At 62.0% G+C, this 14,065-nt stretch carries 15 protein-coding genes; 14 read left to right on the top strand and 1 reads right to left on the bottom strand.

All coding sequences use genetic code 11. The annotated features are described in order from the left end of the window. Positions 1-29 precede the first annotated feature (29 nt). Both K9857_RS15275 and K9857_RS15280 read left to right on the top strand, forming a co-directional pair. Positions 30-962: an ABC transporter ATP-binding protein gene (locus K9857_RS15275; RefSeq protein WP_224537108.1), complete on the top strand. Its 933-nt coding sequence runs from the start codon at positions 30-32 to the stop codon at positions 960-962. Further along, positions 959-1,738 (top strand): ABC transporter permease, encoded by a 780-nt coding sequence (locus K9857_RS15280; protein ID WP_224537110.1) that lies wholly within the window; start codon positions 959-961, stop codon positions 1,736-1,738. Before K9857_RS15275 ends, K9857_RS15280 begins: the two co-directional genes overlap by 4 nt. A gap of 94 nt (positions 1,739-1,832) precedes the next feature. On the opposite strand, the gene K9857_RS15285 is transcribed toward K9857_RS15280, so the two are convergent. Continuing rightward, a complete protein-coding gene (locus tag K9857_RS15285; RefSeq protein WP_224537111.1) occupies positions 1,833-2,354 on the bottom strand; it encodes a DUF2062 domain-containing protein in 522 nt (173 codons plus the stop codon). Between the two features lie 136 nt (positions 2,355-2,490). On the opposite strand from K9857_RS15285, the gene K9857_RS15290 reads away from it, so the two are divergent. The 12 genes from K9857_RS15290 (at position 2,491) to K9857_RS15345 (ending at position 13,950) form a co-directional block, all read left to right on the top strand. Continuing rightward, positions 2,491-4,722: a DNA internalization-related competence protein ComEC/Rec2 gene (locus K9857_RS15290; protein WP_224537113.1), complete on the top strand. Its 2,232-nt coding sequence runs from the start codon at positions 2,491-2,493 to the stop codon at positions 4,720-4,722. Between the two features lie 101 nt (positions 4,723-4,823). Then, positions 4,824-5,459 (top strand): MotA/TolQ/ExbB proton channel family protein, encoded by a 636-nt coding sequence (locus tag K9857_RS15295; protein WP_224537115.1) that lies wholly within the window; start codon positions 4,824-4,826, stop codon positions 5,457-5,459. Then, positions 5,456-5,884: an ExbD/TolR family protein gene (locus K9857_RS15300; protein ID WP_224537117.1), complete on the top strand. Its 429-nt coding sequence runs from the start codon at positions 5,456-5,458 to the stop codon at positions 5,882-5,884. Before K9857_RS15295 ends, K9857_RS15300 begins: the two co-directional genes overlap by 4 nt. Further along, positions 5,881-6,894, top strand: coding sequence for a tetraacyldisaccharide 4'-kinase (lpxK, locus tag K9857_RS15305; protein ID WP_224537118.1), 1,014 nt, complete (start codon positions 5,881-5,883; stop codon positions 6,892-6,894). Before K9857_RS15300 ends, lpxK begins: the two co-directional genes overlap by 4 nt. A gap of 24 nt (positions 6,895-6,918) precedes the next feature. After that, positions 6,919-7,104: a Trm112 family protein gene (locus K9857_RS15310; protein WP_007945752.1), complete on the top strand. Its 186-nt coding sequence runs from the start codon at positions 6,919-6,921 to the stop codon at positions 7,102-7,104. Next, a complete protein-coding gene (kdsB, locus tag K9857_RS15315; protein WP_175376112.1) occupies positions 7,101-7,865 on the top strand; it encodes a 3-deoxy-manno-octulosonate cytidylyltransferase in 765 nt (254 codons plus the stop codon). Before K9857_RS15310 ends, kdsB begins: the two co-directional genes overlap by 4 nt. Then, positions 7,865-8,329, top strand: a complete 465-nt coding sequence (locus K9857_RS15320; protein WP_224537120.1) for a low molecular weight protein-tyrosine-phosphatase — start codon at positions 7,865-7,867, stop codon at positions 8,327-8,329. Before kdsB ends, K9857_RS15320 begins: the two co-directional genes overlap by 1 nt. Continuing rightward, positions 8,326-9,345 carry a UDP-N-acetylmuramate dehydrogenase gene (gene murB, locus K9857_RS15325; protein WP_224537122.1) on the top strand — a complete coding sequence of 340 codons (1,020 nt, stop codon included), beginning with the start codon at positions 8,326-8,328 and terminating at the stop codon, positions 9,343-9,345. Before K9857_RS15320 ends, murB begins: the two co-directional genes overlap by 4 nt. Positions 9,346-9,588: 243 nt before the next feature. After that, positions 9,589-10,059 (top strand): (2Fe-2S)-binding protein, encoded by a 471-nt coding sequence (locus K9857_RS15330; protein WP_175376109.1) that lies wholly within the window; start codon positions 9,589-9,591, stop codon positions 10,057-10,059. Then, the gene (locus K9857_RS15335) at positions 10,056-12,377 is read left to right on the top strand and encodes a xanthine dehydrogenase family protein molybdopterin-binding subunit (RefSeq protein ID WP_224537124.1); all 2,322 of its coding nucleotides are present in this window, start codon (positions 10,056-10,058) and stop codon (positions 12,375-12,377) included. The genes K9857_RS15330 and K9857_RS15335 overlap by 4 nt, the downstream gene beginning before the upstream one ends. Beyond that, positions 12,377-13,360 carry an XdhC family protein gene (locus K9857_RS15340; protein WP_224537125.1) on the top strand — a complete coding sequence of 328 codons (984 nt, stop codon included), beginning with the start codon at positions 12,377-12,379 and terminating at the stop codon, positions 13,358-13,360. Before K9857_RS15335 ends, K9857_RS15340 begins: the two co-directional genes overlap by 1 nt. Next, the gene (locus K9857_RS15345; protein WP_224537127.1) at positions 13,357-13,950 is read left to right on the top strand and encodes an NTP transferase domain-containing protein; all 594 of its coding nucleotides are present in this window, start codon (positions 13,357-13,359) and stop codon (positions 13,948-13,950) included. Before K9857_RS15340 ends, K9857_RS15345 begins: the two co-directional genes overlap by 4 nt. Positions 13,951-14,065: the final 115 nt, after the last annotated feature.

Here is a 14,065-nt window from a genome sequence, read left to right on the forward strand (position 1 = left end):
TTTTTCACTTCCTGGTGTGTAAATCCGATATGAGTTCCGCTCTGTCCATCCGGCAGCTAACCAAAACCTACGGCAACGGTTTCCAGGCCTTGAGTGGTATCGATCTGGACGTCTCCGAAGGTGACTTCTTCGCCTTGCTCGGCCCCAACGGCGCGGGCAAATCCACGACCATCGGCATTCTCTCGACCCTGGTGAACAAGACCAGCGGCACGGTGAATATCTTCGGTCACGACCTGGACAAGAATCCTGCGCAGCTCAAGCGCTCCATCGGCGTGGTGCCTCAGGAATTCAACTTCAACCAGTTCGAAAAGACCTTCGACATCGTCGTGACCCAAGCCGGTTACTACGGCATTCCGGCGAAAGTCGCCAAGGAACGCGCCGAGCAGTACCTGACTCAGCTCGGCCTGTGGGACAAGCGCGATGTGCCGTCGCGCTCGCTGTCCGGCGGCATGAAGCGTCGACTGATGATTGCCCGCGCCCTGGTTCACGAACCGCGCCTGTTGATTCTCGACGAGCCGACGGCGGGGGTGGACATCGAACTGCGTCGCTCGATGTGGACCTTCCTGACCGAGCTGAACAAGCGCGGCATTACCATAATCCTCACCACCCATTACCTGGAAGAGGCTGAACAGTTGTGCCGCAACATCGGCATCATCGACCACGGCGTCATCGTCGAAAACACCAGCATGAAGCAGCTGCTCGGCCAATTGCATGTCGAGACCTTCCTGCTGGATCTGAAGAATGGTCTGGGCACGCCGCCGCAACTGATCGGCTACCCGTCGCGGTTGCTCGATGGCCACACCCTGGAAGTCCAGGTCGATAAAAGCATGGGCATCACCGCGCTATTCACTCAGCTGGCACAACAGAACATCGAAGTGCTGAGCCTGCGTAACAAAACCAATCGCCTCGAGGAGTTGTTCGTGTCCCTGGTGGAGAAAAATCTGTCGAAGGTGGCGTTATGAGTTCCGAGCTGGGCCCCAACCTCGTTGCCCTGAACACCATCGTTTACCGTGAGGTCCGGCGCTTCACCCGGATCTGGCCACAGACCCTGCTGCCGCCGGCGATCACCATGGTTCTGTATTTCGTGATCTTCGGTAACCTGATTGGCCGGCAGATCGGCGACATGGGTGGCTTCACCTATATGGAGTACATCGTGCCGGGGCTGATCATGATGTCGGTGATCACCAACTCCTATGGCAACGTGGTGTCGAGTTTCTTCGGCAGCAAGTTCCAGCGCTCCATTGAAGAACTGATGGTGTCGCCGGTTTCGCCGCACACCATCCTGATCGGCTACACCCTGGGCGGCGTGCTGCGCGGGTTGATGGTGGGCATCATCGTGACCCTGCTGTCGCTGTTTTTCACCCATCTGCAGGTCCACCACCTGGGCGTGACCATTCTAGTGGTGGTGCTGACGGCGACGATCTTCTCGTTGCTGGGGTTCATCAACGCCGTGTTTGCACGCAATTTCGATGACATCTCGATCATCCCGACCTTCGTGCTGACGCCGCTGACGTACCTGGGCGGGGTGTTTTACTCGATCACGCTGCTGCCGCCGTTCTGGCAGACCGTGTCCCTGGCCAACCCGGTGTTGCACATGGTCAATGCGTTCCGTTACGGCATCCTCGGGGTGTCGGACATTCGCATCAGCATTGCGATCACCTTCATGTTGGTGGCAACGGTCATTCTGTATTTCGGTTGTGCGCGGTTGCTGGTGAGTGGGCGGGGGATGCGGACCTAAGCAATATCGCATCGCCTTCTTCGCGGGCAAGCCTCGCTCCTACAGGGCTGGCCGCCAGCCCCAAAAAAAACGGCCTCCCAAGTGGAGGCCGTTTTCATTGCTGCATCCGGCGCTGCTTGCGCCGTTTCCACTGCCGCGCCACCCACCAGCGCCAGTACATCATCACCAGGCAATAGGCCAGCGCGCCAAGCACCAGCCCCGTCACCACCGAGCCCAGCAGGAACGGCTGCCACAGGGTCGAGAGTTCGCCGCTGATCCATTCCCAGGTCAACTCGTCGGGCAAATGGCGGGCGGGTACGCCCATCAGCCAGGCGCCGGTTTGATAGGTGCAAAAGAACACGATGGGCATGGTGATCGGGTTGGTCAGCCAGACCAGGCTGACGGCAATCGGCATGTTGCCGCGCACGATTACGGCGAGGGTGGCGGCGACCAGCATCTGCAACGGGATCGGCAGGAACGCCGCAAACAGACCGACCGCCATCGCCCGGGCAACGGAGTGGCGGTTGAGGTGCCAGAGGTTGGGGTCATGCAGCAACGTGCCGAGAAAGCGTAAGGACTTGTGTTCCCTGATGCTTATCGGGTCTGGCATGTAACGTTTGAACAAGCGCCGGGGCATAAGGCTTCTCGGTCGGTTAAGGCGGCAAGTATGTCTGGATTCCATGACTCGCCTATTCAGACTTTGTGACAATTGATAACGACGGTCGTGCGGATGGACAGCTATGCCTAGGGTCGGGACTCTCTAGGACAGGCGTATGCGCACAGGGATGGTGGCGTTGGCGCTGGGTCTTCTGGCCCTGCGTTTTTTACCGGCATTGCCGCCGGTCGGGTTGTGGTTGTTGTTGCCGTTCGTGGGTTTGATGTTGCTGCCGTTCCGGACGTACCCCGTGGCATTTTTTCTCTTCGGCTTGAGCTGGGCCGGCGCCCAGGCGCAGTGGGCACTGGATGACCGCTTGCCAGCGAACCTGGATGGCGAGACGCGCTGGATCGAAGGGCGGGTCGTGGGCTTGCCTCAGCATGGCGAGGCCGTAGTGCGTTTCGAATTGGCCGATGCCAGATCGCGACACGGCAGCGTGCCGAAGCTCATGCGTCTGGCCTGGTACGGCGGACCAACGGTCAACAGCGGCGAACGCTGGCGACTGGCGGTAAAGCTGAAACGGCCCGGCGGACTGCTCAACCCCCATGCCTTCGATTACGACGCCTGGTTGCTGGCGCAACGCATCGGTGCGACCGGCACGGTCAAGGATGGCGAGCGCCTGAGCGAGGCGCGATGGGCCTGGCGAGACGGCATTCGCCAGAAGTTGTTGCAAGTCGACGCGCAAGGTCGAACCGGCGTTCTGGTGGCGCTGGTGCTCGGGGACGGCGCGGGGCTCAGTCGCGAGGACTGGCAGGTGTTGCAGGACACCGGCACCGTGCACTTGTTGGTGATTTCCGGACAGCACATCGGGCTGCTGGCGGGGCTGGTGTACCTGCTGGTCGCCGGGCTTGCCCGTTACGGTCAGTGGCCGGCCCGATTGCCGTGGCTGCCCTGGGCCTGCGGCTTGGCCTTCGCGGCGGGGCTCGGTTACGGGCTGCTGGCAGGTTTCGAGGTTCCGGTGCGCCGCGCCTGCCTGATGCTCGGCCTTGTTCTGTTGTGGCGCTTGCGCTTTCGCCACCTTGGCGCCTGGTGGCCGCTGCTGCTGGCGCTCAATGGCGTGTTGCTGATGGAACCGCTGGCCAGCCTGCAACCGGGATTCTGGTTGTCCTTCGGCGCGGTGTCGGTACTGATCTTTACCTTCAGCGGTCGCCTGGGGCCGTGGCGCTGGTGGCAAACCTGGACCCGTGCCCAATGGCTGATCGCAATCGGCCTCGGTCCGTTACTGCTGATACTCGGCTTGCCGATCAGCCTCAGTGGGCCTTTGGTCAATCTGCTGGCGGTGCCCTGGATCAGCATGCTGGTGCTGCCACCGGCCTTGCTTGGAACCCTGTTGCTGCCCGTTCCTTATGTGGGGGAGGGGTTGCTGTGGCTGGCCGGAGGGCTGATCGACTGGCTTTTCAAAGGCCTGGGGATAATGGCCGGGAAAATTCCCGCCTGGATACCGGTGGCAATGCCCTGGTGGTCATGGGCCCTGGGCGCATTCGGTGCGCTGCTGCTTCTATTACCGCGCGGTGTGCCGATGCGGCCGCTGGGTTGGCCGTTGTTGCTGTTGCTGGTTTTTCCGCCTCGACCCACGCTGCCGGAAGGCGTGGCCGAGATCTGGCAACTGGATGTCGGCCAGGGCCTGGCCATTCTGGTTCGGACCCGAAATCACGCGCTGTTGTATGACGCGGGGCCGCGTTTCGGCGATAGCGATCTGGGCGAGCGTGTCGTGGTGCCGGCCTTGCGTAAATTGGGGGTAGAAGCCCTCGACCTGATGTTGATCAGCCACGCCCATGTCGATCATTCCGGCGGGGCACAGGCAGTGACCAGGGCAATAACGGTGCAACAGGTCATCGGCGGCGAACCCGAAGAGCTGCCCGCCGAGTTGCAAGCAGGAGAATGCGAGAGCGGCCGGCAATGGACTTGGGATGGCGTGAGCTTCGAACTTTGGCGTTGGGCCGATGCCCAGGAAAGTAATCCAAAGTCCTGCGTTCTGCAGATCGATGCCGGCGGCGAACGCTTGCTGCTGACCGGGGATATCGACGCCAGCGCCGAGCGCGCGCTGCTCGACGGCCCGCTGGCGGTGAAGACCGACTGGCTGCAGTCGCCACACCATGGCAGTCGCAGTTCCTCCACCACGGCCTTGCTCAGCACCCTGCAACCCAGGGCCGTGCTGATCTCCCGTAGCAGGGGCAATTCCTTCGGCCATCCTCATCCAACGGTGCTGGCACGTTATCGACAACGCGCCATGGCCATCTACGACAGCGCGGAGCAGGGCGCCATTCATCTGCAACTGGGTCTCTTCGAACCACCGGGGACGATGCGTCTGGAACGGCGTTTCTGGCGCGATCCACCGCCGAAACATTAATAACCGCCAGCTATTAAAGACCGACCGGATGCGACATCACGGTCTTCGGTGCGCCGACCCCCTATGTTAGAGTGGCGCACTTTTTCGAGGGGACTGTCACTGTGTGGGAATTGGTCAAATCCGGCGGCTGGATGATGCTGCCGATCATCCTGAGTTCCATCGCGGCCATGGCCATCGTCGCCGAGCGCCTCTGGACTCTGCGATCCAGCCGCGTGACCCCGGAGCACCTGCTCGGGCAGGTCTGGGTATGGATCAAGGACAAACAGCTCAATAAGGAAAAACTCAAGGAATTGCGCGCCAACTCGCCGCTGGGCGAGATCCTCGCCGCAGGCCTGGCCAACTCCAAGCATGGTCGCGAGATCATGAAAGAGTGCATCGAAGAGGCCGCCGCCCGGGTCATTCACGATCTGGAGCGCTATATCAACGCCCTCGGTACCATCGCCGCCATGGCGCCATTGCTGGGTTTGCTGGGTACGGTGCTGGGCATGATCGACATTTTCAGCGCGTTCATGGGCACCGGCATGACCACCAACGCCGCGGTGCTGGCCGGCGGTATCTCCAAGGCGCTGATCACCACGGCCGCGGGTCTGATGGTCGGTATTCCGTCGGTGTTCTTCCACCGTTTCCTGCAACGCCGCATCGATGAGTTGGTGGTGGGCATGGAGCAGGAAGCGATCAAGCTGGTCGAAGTCGTCCAGGGCGACCGTGATGTGGACCTGGCGGGAGTCAAAGCGTGAAATTCCGTCGCAAGCAGCGGGAGAACGTGGACATCAACCTCGCGTCGCTGATCGACGTGGTGTTTATCCTGCTGCTGTTCTTCGTGGTGACCACCACCTTTACCCGCGAAACCCAATTGCGCGTGGACTTGCCCGAAGCCGTCAGCGGTTCACCAGCGGATGATCAGTCCAAACAGCTGGATATCGCCATCAGCGCCGATGGCGTGTTCTCGGTGAACAACCAGATCCTGCCGAAAAGCGACCTGGCCAGCCTGATGGAAGCGCTGCAGAAAGAATCCAACGGCGACACCAATCGGCCGCTGTCCATCAGCGCCGACGGCAAATCCCAGCATCAGTCGGTGATCACTGCCATGGACGCCGCCGGCAAGCTGGGCTTCAGCCACTTGCGCATGACCACAGTCGAGGCGGCGCCTACCGCGCCATGAGGGCCATGTCCGATCGTCTGCTCGCCGCGTGGTACCAGGGGCATCCGGCCCTCAAGCTGTTGCAGCCGCTGGAGTGGCTGTACCGGCGCGTGGTCAACAACAAGCGCAAACGCTTCCTGGCGGGCGAGGGTGACATCTATCAGCCGCCCGTGCCGTTGATCGTGGTCGGCAACATCACGGTCGGCGGCACCGGCAAGACGCCGCTGATTCTCTGGATGATCGAGCATTGTCAGCGCAGCGGTTTGCGGGTTGGCGTGGTCAGCCGTGGCTATGGCGCCAAGCCGCCGCAATTGCCGTGGCGGGTCGAGGCTGATCAGACCGCAGACGTGGCGGGTGACGAGCCACTGTTGATTGTCCAGCGCACCGGCGTGCCGCTGATGATCGATCCGGATCGCAGCAGCGCAGTCAAGGCATTACTCGCGAGCGAACCGCTGGACCTGATCCTTTCCGATGACGGCATGCAGCACTACCGCTTGGCTCGCGATCTGGAACTGGTGCTGATCGACGCCGCCCGCGGCCTGGGCAACAAGCGTTGCCTGCCTGCCGGCCCTTTGCGCGAGCCGGTCGAACGCCTGCAAAGCGTCGACGCGGTGCTCTACAACGGCGCCACGGCCGATCGCGATGGCGGTTTTGCCTTCCACTTGCAACCCAGCGCATTGATCAATCTGCGCAGCGGTGAGCGCCATCCTCTTGATCACTTTGCCCCGGGCCAGGCGCTGCATGCGGTGGCCGGCATCGGCAATCCGCAGCGTTTCTTCAATACCCTTGAAACGCTACACTGGCAGCCTGTTCCACATGCCTTTGCCGACCACGCCGAATACAGCGTGCAGGCCTTGAATTTCACCCCGTCATTGCCGTTGGTGATGACCGAAAAGGACGCGGTGAAGTGCCGTGCCTTCGCCGCCGCCGATTGGTGGTACCTGGCGGTCGATGCTGTGCCGTCGCCGGCTTTCGTGGCCTGGTTCGATACTCAGCTGATGCGCCTGTTGCCGGCTCGTCTGTTGCCTTAATCCGTTTTTATCCAGGGAATGCTCATGGACACCAAACTGCTCGATATCCTCGCTTGCCCGGTCTGCAAAGGCCCGCTCAAACTCAGCGCCGACAAGACCGAGCTGATCAGCAAGGGCGCAGGTCTTGCCTACCCGATTCGCGACGGCATTCCGGTCATGCTCGAAACCGAAGCCCGCACCCTCACCACCGATGAGCGCCTGGATAAATGACCACAGCCTTTACCGTCGTCATTCCATCGCGTTTCGCTTCCACCCGTCTGCCCGGTAAACCGCTGCTGCCGATTGCCGGCAAGCCGATGATCCAGCACGTCTGGGAACAGGCGAAAAAAAGCAGCGCCCAGCGCGTGGTGGTGGCCACCGATGATGCGCGCATCGTCGAAGCCTGCCAGGGGTTTGGCGCCGAAGTGGTGCTGACCCGCGAAGATCACAACTCCGGTACCGATCGCCTGGCTGAAGTCGCGACGAAACTGGGCCTGGCCCCGGACGCCATCGTGGTCAATGTCCAGGGTGACGAGCCGATGATCCCGCCGAGCGTGATCGATCAGGTCGCCGCCAACCTGGCCGCCCACACCGAAGCGCGCATGGCCACCCTGGGTGAGCCGATCGAAGACGTTGAAAGCCTGTTCAATCCCAATGTGGTCAAGGTCGTCAGCGACCTCAACGGCCTGGCCCTGACCTTCAGCCGTGCCACGCTGCCCTGGGCACGGGATGCCTTTGTGCAGAGCCGCGAGCACTTGCCCGAAGGCGTGCCGTATCGCCGCCACATCGGTATTTACGCCTATCGCGCCGGTTTCCTGCATGACTTCGTCAGCTGGGGCCCGTGCTGGCTGGAAAACACCGAATGCCTGGAGCAGTTGCGGGCCCTGTGGCACGGCGTACGTATTCACGTCGCCGATGCGCTGATCGCGCCACCGGCCGGTGTCGACACCTTTGATGACCTTGAGCGCGTTCGTCGCCTGCTGGAGGCCTGATGCGGGTTCTGTTTGTCTGCCTGGGCAACATCTGCCGCTCTCCCACCGCCGAAGGCGTGCTGCGGCACAAACTGCGTGAGGCAGGGCTGGCCGATCAGGTCGAAGTCGCCTCCGCCGGTACCGGTGACTGGCACGTCGGCAAGGCGCCGGACAAGCGCAGTCAGGCCGCGGCGAAGCTTCGCGGTTACGACCTTTCGGCGCAACGTGCCCAGCAAGTCACTCGCGCCGATTTCGCCACCTACGATCTGATCCTGGCGATGGACAACAGCAACCTGCGCAACCTCAAGGCCTTGCAACCGGCCAAGGGCAAGGCCGAGCTGGACCTGTTCCTGCGTCGTTATCAGTCCGAGCTCGATGAAGTGCCGGACCCGTATTACGACGGCGACCAGGGTTTCGAGCAGGTGCTGGACCTGATCGAACGCGCCACCGATTTGCTGGTGAGTGAACTGAAGGGAAGGTTATGAGTTTGCAGGTGCGTTCACAGGTGTCGCTCAAGCCGTACAACAGCTTCGGCGTGGACGTTAAGGCCCGCCTGTTCGCCGAAGCCCACAGCGATGCCGATGTGCGCGAAGCCCTGACTTACGCACAATCCCATGACGTGCCGTTGCTGGTGATTGGCGGCGGCAGCAACTTGCTGCTGACCGCCGATATCCAGGCGCTGGTGCTGCGCATGGCCAGCCGCGGGATTCGTGTGCTGAGCGACGACGGCAGCAAAGTGGTGATCGAGGCGGAGGCGGGCGAGCCGTGGCATCCGTTCGTGCAACACACGCTGATGCAAGGCTTGTCCGGCCTTGAAAACCTCAGCCTGATCCCCGGCACTGTCGGCGCGGCACCGATGCAGAACATCGGCGCCTATGGGGTCGAGATCAAGGACGTGTTCGCAGGCCTCACTGCTCTCGATCGGCAGAGCGGCGAACTGCGCGAGTTCAACCTGGAAGAATGCAACTTCGCCTACCGTGACAGCCTGTTCAAGCAGGAACCGGGGCGCTGGTTGATTCTGCGGGTACGTTTCACTCTGGATCGCAAAGCGCACCTGCACCTGGAGTACGGCCCGGTGCGACAGCGCCTGACGGAACAAGGCATCGAGCATCCGACGGCGAGTGACGTCAGCCAGGCCATTTGCAGCATTCGCAGCGAGAAACTCCCGGATCCCGCGGTACTCGGCAATGCCGGCAGTTTTTTCAAAAACCCTCTGGTGTCGGCGGTATTGGCTGCAACGCTGAAGGGCCAATACCCGGATCTGGTGGCCTACGCGCAACCTGACGGGCAGGTGAAACTGGCCGCCGGTTGGCTGATCGAGCGGGCCGGCTGGAAAGGTTTCCGAGAAGCCGATGCCGGCGTGCACAAGTTGCAGGCGCTGGTGCTGGTCAATTACGGCGGCGCGACCGGGCTGCAATTGCTCGACCTGGCGCAGCGAATTCAGAAAGACATTTCAGAACGTTTCCAGGTCGATCTGGAAATGGAGCCGAATCGCTATTGAAGCTACGCTTTGAAGGTTCAACTCAAAGCCCTGCACTGATGATAAGTGCAGGGCTTTTTTGTTAATGCTGGGTTAACTTAGCGAGCTAACGATGCAATGCTTTGTTTCACAAAAGGCCCGGTGCAGACGCTCCCGTCGGCATAAGAGAGCCCCATTAGCCTGAGTCGATCTGCGTGATGCCAACCGCCGAACGCCGGCGGCAGATTGCTCGACCCCATAAACCCATTCTATGCGGGCGTGCCCATGATTACCCTGAAGCTCAATGGTCAAGACCATCAACTCGATGTCACCGAGGACATGCCCCTGTTGTGGGCGATCCGCGACGTGGCCGGTTACAACGGCACTAAATTCGGCTGCGGCATGGGTCTGTGCGGTGCCTGCACCATCCATATCGAAGGCGCTCCGGCGCGCAGCTGCATCACACCGATTGGCTCGGTGGTCGGCCAGAACGTCAGCACCATCGACAACCTCCATGCAGACCCGGTAGGCAAGGTCGTGCAGCAAGCCTGGCTCGACACGGCCGTGGCCCAGTGCGGTTACTGCCAGGGCGGGCAAATCATGTCCGCCACCGCGCTGCTCAAGACCAATCCGAACCCCAGCGACGAACAGATCGAAGAGGCGATGGTCGGCAACATCTGCCGTTGCGGTACCTACAACCGCATCAAGACTGCCATCCGCCAGGCATCCACCCACCTGAAGGAGGCCAAGGCATGAGCCGGTTACCGAATGATTTCGCCCTGAGCAACCTCAGTCGGCGCGGCTTTCTCAAGGGCGTGGGGGCCACGGGTGCCCTGGTGATCGCTGCGAGCTGGGGCTGGCAGGACGTTTTTGCCGAGGACAAAGAGAAGAAGTTCGGCGCCGATGGCATGCCCAACGGCTGGGTCGATGATCCGAAGGTGTACGTCAGCATCGCCACTGACGGCACGGTGACTGTGGTTTGCAACCGTTCGGAAATGGGCCAGGGTGTGCGCACCAGCCTGACCATGGTCGTGGCCGATGAACTGGAAGCCGACTGGGCACGGGTCAAGGTGCGCCAGGCACCGGGCGACGAGGCCCGCTACGGCAACCAGGATACCGACGGTTCGCGCAGCATGCGCCACTGGTTCGAGCCGATGCGCCGCTGCGGGGCCGCCGCGCGGACCATGTTGGAGCAAGCCGCCGCCGATCAGTGGAAAGTGCCGGTGGGCGAATGCCATGCGCAACTGCACAAGGTCATCCACAAACCTTCCGGTCGCGAGCTGGAGTACGGCGCACTGGCCACCGCTGCCAGCGCCCTGGCGGTGCCGGCGCGGGACAGCCTGAAACTCAAGCAGCCTTCGGAGTTCCGCTATATCGGCAAGGAAGGCAACAAGGCCATCGACGGTGACGATATCGTCAATGGCCGCGCGGTCTACGGCGCCGATGTGCATTTCGACGGCATGCTGTTCGCCGCCATTGCCCGCCCGGCAGTGTACGGCGGCAAGGTGAAAAGCTTCGACGGTTCGGCGGCGATGAAGGTCCCGGGCGTGGTCAAGGTCATCCAGATCGAAAGCAAACCGCTGCCCTCGGAGTTTCAACCGCTGGGCGGCATTGCCGTGGTGGCGAACAACACCTGGGCTGCGCTAAAGGGGCGCGAGGCGCTGAAAATCGAGTGGGATGACGGTGCCAACGCCAGTTACGACTCGATCGCCTACCGCAAGGAACTGGAAGCCTCTTCACAGAAACCCGGCAAAGTGGTGCGCAATACCGGCAACATCGAAGAAGCCATGAAAAGCGCCGACAGCAAGTTGGAAGCGTCCTATTACCTGCCGCACCTGTCGCAGTCGCCGATGGAGCCGATGGTCGGCATCGCCCGTTACAAGGACGGTGTCTGCGAGGCCTGGGGGCCGAGCCAGGCCCCGCAAGTCACTCGCGAGCGGATAGGCGAACGCCTGGGCCTGCCATTCGACAACGTGACCTTCAACGTCACCTTGCTCGGCGGCGGTTTCGGTCGCAAGTCCAAGCCTGACTTCATCATCGAAGCGGCAATCCTCGCCAAGGAATTTCCCGGCAAGGCAGTGCGGGTGCAGTGGAGTCGTGAAGACGACATCCATTGCTCGTATTTCCACACAGTATCGGTCGAGCGTCTCGAAGCCAGCCTGAACAAGGACGGCCTGCCGTCCGGCTGGTTGCACCGCACCGTGGCGCCGAGCATCACCGCCTTGTTTGCGCCGAATATGAATCACGAGGCGGCGTTCGAGTTGGGCATGGGCTTTACCAACATGGCCTACGCGATCCCCAATATTCGCCTGGAAAACCCTGAGGCAACGGTCCATACCCGCGTGGGCTGGTACCGCTCGGTGTCGAACATCCCCCACGGTTTTGCGGTCCAGAGCTTCATCGACGAGTTGGCGCACAAGGCCAAGGAAGACCCGCTCAAGTATCAGATCAAGCTGCTTGGCCCGGACCGCAAGATCGATCCGACCACCTTGAGCGATGAGTGGAACTACGGCGAATCCCCGGAGCGTTATCCGATCGATACCGGTCGCTTGCGCACGGTGCTTGAAACCGCGGCCAAGGCTGCCGGCTGGGGGCGTGAGATGCCGAAGGGGCGCGGTTTGGGCCTGGCGGTGCATTACAGCTTCGTCACCTATGTGGCGGCGGTGATCGAAGTCGAAGTCAAGGACGACGGCACCCTGATCGTGCACAAGGCCGACATTGCCGTCGATTGCGGCCCGCAGATCAATCCCGAGCGGATTCGCGCGCAGTTCGAAGGCGCCTGCGTCATGGGCCTGGGCAACGCGGTCCTGGGCGAGATCAGCTTCAAGGACGGCAAGGTCCAGCAGGACAACTTCCATATGTACGAGGTGGCGCGCATGAACCTGGCGCCGAAGGAAGTGGCCGTGCATCTGGTCACGCCACCGGGCGAGGTGCCATTGGGCGGTGTCGGCGAACCGGGCGTACCGCCGATCGCGCCCGCGCTGTGTAATGCGATCTTCGCCGCTACCGGCAAGCGCATTCGCGATCTGCCGGTTCGTTTCCAGCTTTCCGGCTGGAACAAGGCCAGCGCCTGATGGACAGTGCCGATCTGAATGTCCTGCGCAGCGTGCTGGAGTGGCGCCGCGCCGGACAGCGGGTGGTGTTGTACAGCGTGGTCCAGACCTGGGGGACCGCGCCCCGGGCACCTGGCGCCATGCTGGCGTTGCGCAAAGATGGTGTGGTGATCGGCTCGGTGTCCGGCGGTTGTGTCGAGGATGACCTGATTGCGCGGTTGCATGACGGTCGTATCCCCGCAGACGGGCCGCCGGTGCAACTGATCACCTACGGCGTGACCCGCGAGGAGGCCGCCCGCTTCGGATTGCCTTGTGGCGGCACCTTGCGCCTGACCGAAGAACGCGTCGGCGACCCTGCCTGGGTCGCCGATTTGCTGGCGCGCTGTGAAGACCACCAGATCGTCGCGCGTTCGCTGGATATCGCGACCGGTGAGGTAGTGTTGCAGCCGGCCAGCAAGTCGGACGTGCTGACATTCGATGAAAAGAGATTGCGGGCCATTTACGGCCCGCGTTGGCGATTGTTGCTGATCGGCGCGGGGCAATTGTCCCGTTACGTCGCCGAAATGGCCCGTTTGCTGGATTTCGAAGTGCTGATCTGCGATCCACGCACCGAGTTCGTCTATGGCTGGGAAGAGCAGCATGGCCGGTTTGTCTCGGGTATGCCCGACGAGGCGGTGCTGAATATCCAGACTGACGAGCGCACGGCCATTGTCGCTTTGACCCATGATCCACGCCTTGATGACATGGCCCTGCTGACGGCGCTCGATTCCAAGGCGTTTTATGTCGGCGCGCTGGGTTCGCGGGTCAACAGTCAGAAGCGCCGTGACAATCTGCTGCAACTGGGGTTGTCGCCGCAGGCTATCGCGCGGCTGCACGGGCCGATCGGTCTGCACATCGGCAGTCATAATCCGGCGGAAATTGCCTTATCGCTGATGGCCGAGATCGTAGCTATCAAGAATGGCGTCGAGCTGAAACAGAAAAAGCCGTTGCAGGAGAGTGTATGAGTGAGTCTGTCGGCGTCATCGTGTTGGCGGCGGGGCAGGGCAGTCGCTTCAGGCAAGTGGCGGGTGCCGACAGGGACAAGCTGCTGGCGGACTGCACAGGGCGTGATGGCGCGGTTCGTTCGGTGATCGAGCAGGTGCTGGTGAGTTTGCCGACTGAGCTGAGCAGGCGCGTGCTGGTCACCACCGAAGATCGCCCGCAGGTGATCCGCATGGCCCAGGCCTATGGTTTCGAGATCGTACTCATCGAATCCACCGGCATGGGCGACAGCATCGCGGCCGGGGTTACGGCCTGCTCGCAGTTGGACGGCTGGTTGATCGTGCTGGGAGATATGCCGTTCATCCTGCCGTCGACGGTGCAGCAGGTGATGGCGGGGATCGCCGATGACGGGATCAGTGTTCCGGTGATCGAGGGTGAATACGGACATCCCGTGGGGTTCGGGCGTACGTTCGGGGCGGGACTGATGGGGTTGTCGGGAGATCGTGGGGCCAAGCCGTTGTTTGCGTCGGCCAAGGTAGTCGAGGTGGCGGTGGACGATCCTGGGGTGTTGTGGGATGTGGATGTGCCTGAGGCCTTAGTGTTCAACAGCTAGATCGCGTTTAACTGTAGGAGCGAGTTCACTCGCGATGAACGTGAGGTCGCCGCGGGGTATCAGGCTTCCCGCGTTATCGTTGACCTCCATCGCGGGCAAGCCACGCTCCCACAGG

The sequence above is a fragment of the Pseudomonas sp. REP124 genome (assembly GCF_020164475.1).
In the GTDB taxonomy this organism is placed as follows: Bacteria; Pseudomonadota; Gammaproteobacteria; order Pseudomonadales; family Pseudomonadaceae; genus Aquipseudomonas.

Excerpts from the sequence above, each read along its gene's own strand:
- K9857_RS15275 (WP_224537108.1), top strand. The coding sequence starts at position 30 with ATGAGTTCCGCTCTGTCCATCCGGCAGCTAACCAAAACCTACGGCAAC.
- K9857_RS15280 (WP_224537110.1), top strand. The coding sequence starts at position 959 with ATGAGTTCCGAGCTGGGCCCCAACCTCGTTGCCCTGAACACCATCGTT.
- K9857_RS15285 (WP_224537111.1), bottom strand. The coding sequence starts at position 2,354 with ATGCCCCGGCGCTTGTTCAAACGTTACATGCCAGACCCGATAAGCATC.
- K9857_RS15290 (WP_224537113.1), top strand. The coding sequence starts at position 2,491 with ATGCGCACAGGGATGGTGGCGTTGGCGCTGGGTCTTCTGGCCCTGCGT.
- lpxK (WP_224537118.1), top strand. The coding sequence starts at position 5,881 with ATGAGGGCCATGTCCGATCGTCTGCTCGCCGCGTGGTACCAGGGGCAT.
- K9857_RS15310 (WP_007945752.1), top strand. The coding sequence starts at position 6,919 with ATGGACACCAAACTGCTCGATATCCTCGCTTGCCCGGTCTGCAAAGGC.
- kdsB (WP_175376112.1), top strand. The coding sequence starts at position 7,101 with ATGACCACAGCCTTTACCGTCGTCATTCCATCGCGTTTCGCTTCCACC.
- K9857_RS15320 (WP_224537120.1), top strand. The coding sequence starts at position 7,865 with ATGCGGGTTCTGTTTGTCTGCCTGGGCAACATCTGCCGCTCTCCCACC.
- murB (WP_224537122.1), top strand. The coding sequence starts at position 8,326 with ATGAGTTTGCAGGTGCGTTCACAGGTGTCGCTCAAGCCGTACAACAGC.
- K9857_RS15330 (WP_175376109.1), top strand. The coding sequence starts at position 9,589 with ATGATTACCCTGAAGCTCAATGGTCAAGACCATCAACTCGATGTCACC.
- K9857_RS15335 (WP_224537124.1), top strand. The coding sequence starts at position 10,056 with ATGAGCCGGTTACCGAATGATTTCGCCCTGAGCAACCTCAGTCGGCGC.
- K9857_RS15340 (WP_224537125.1), top strand. The coding sequence starts at position 12,377 with ATGGACAGTGCCGATCTGAATGTCCTGCGCAGCGTGCTGGAGTGGCGC.
- K9857_RS15345 (WP_224537127.1), top strand. The coding sequence starts at position 13,357 with ATGAGTGAGTCTGTCGGCGTCATCGTGTTGGCGGCGGGGCAGGGCAGT.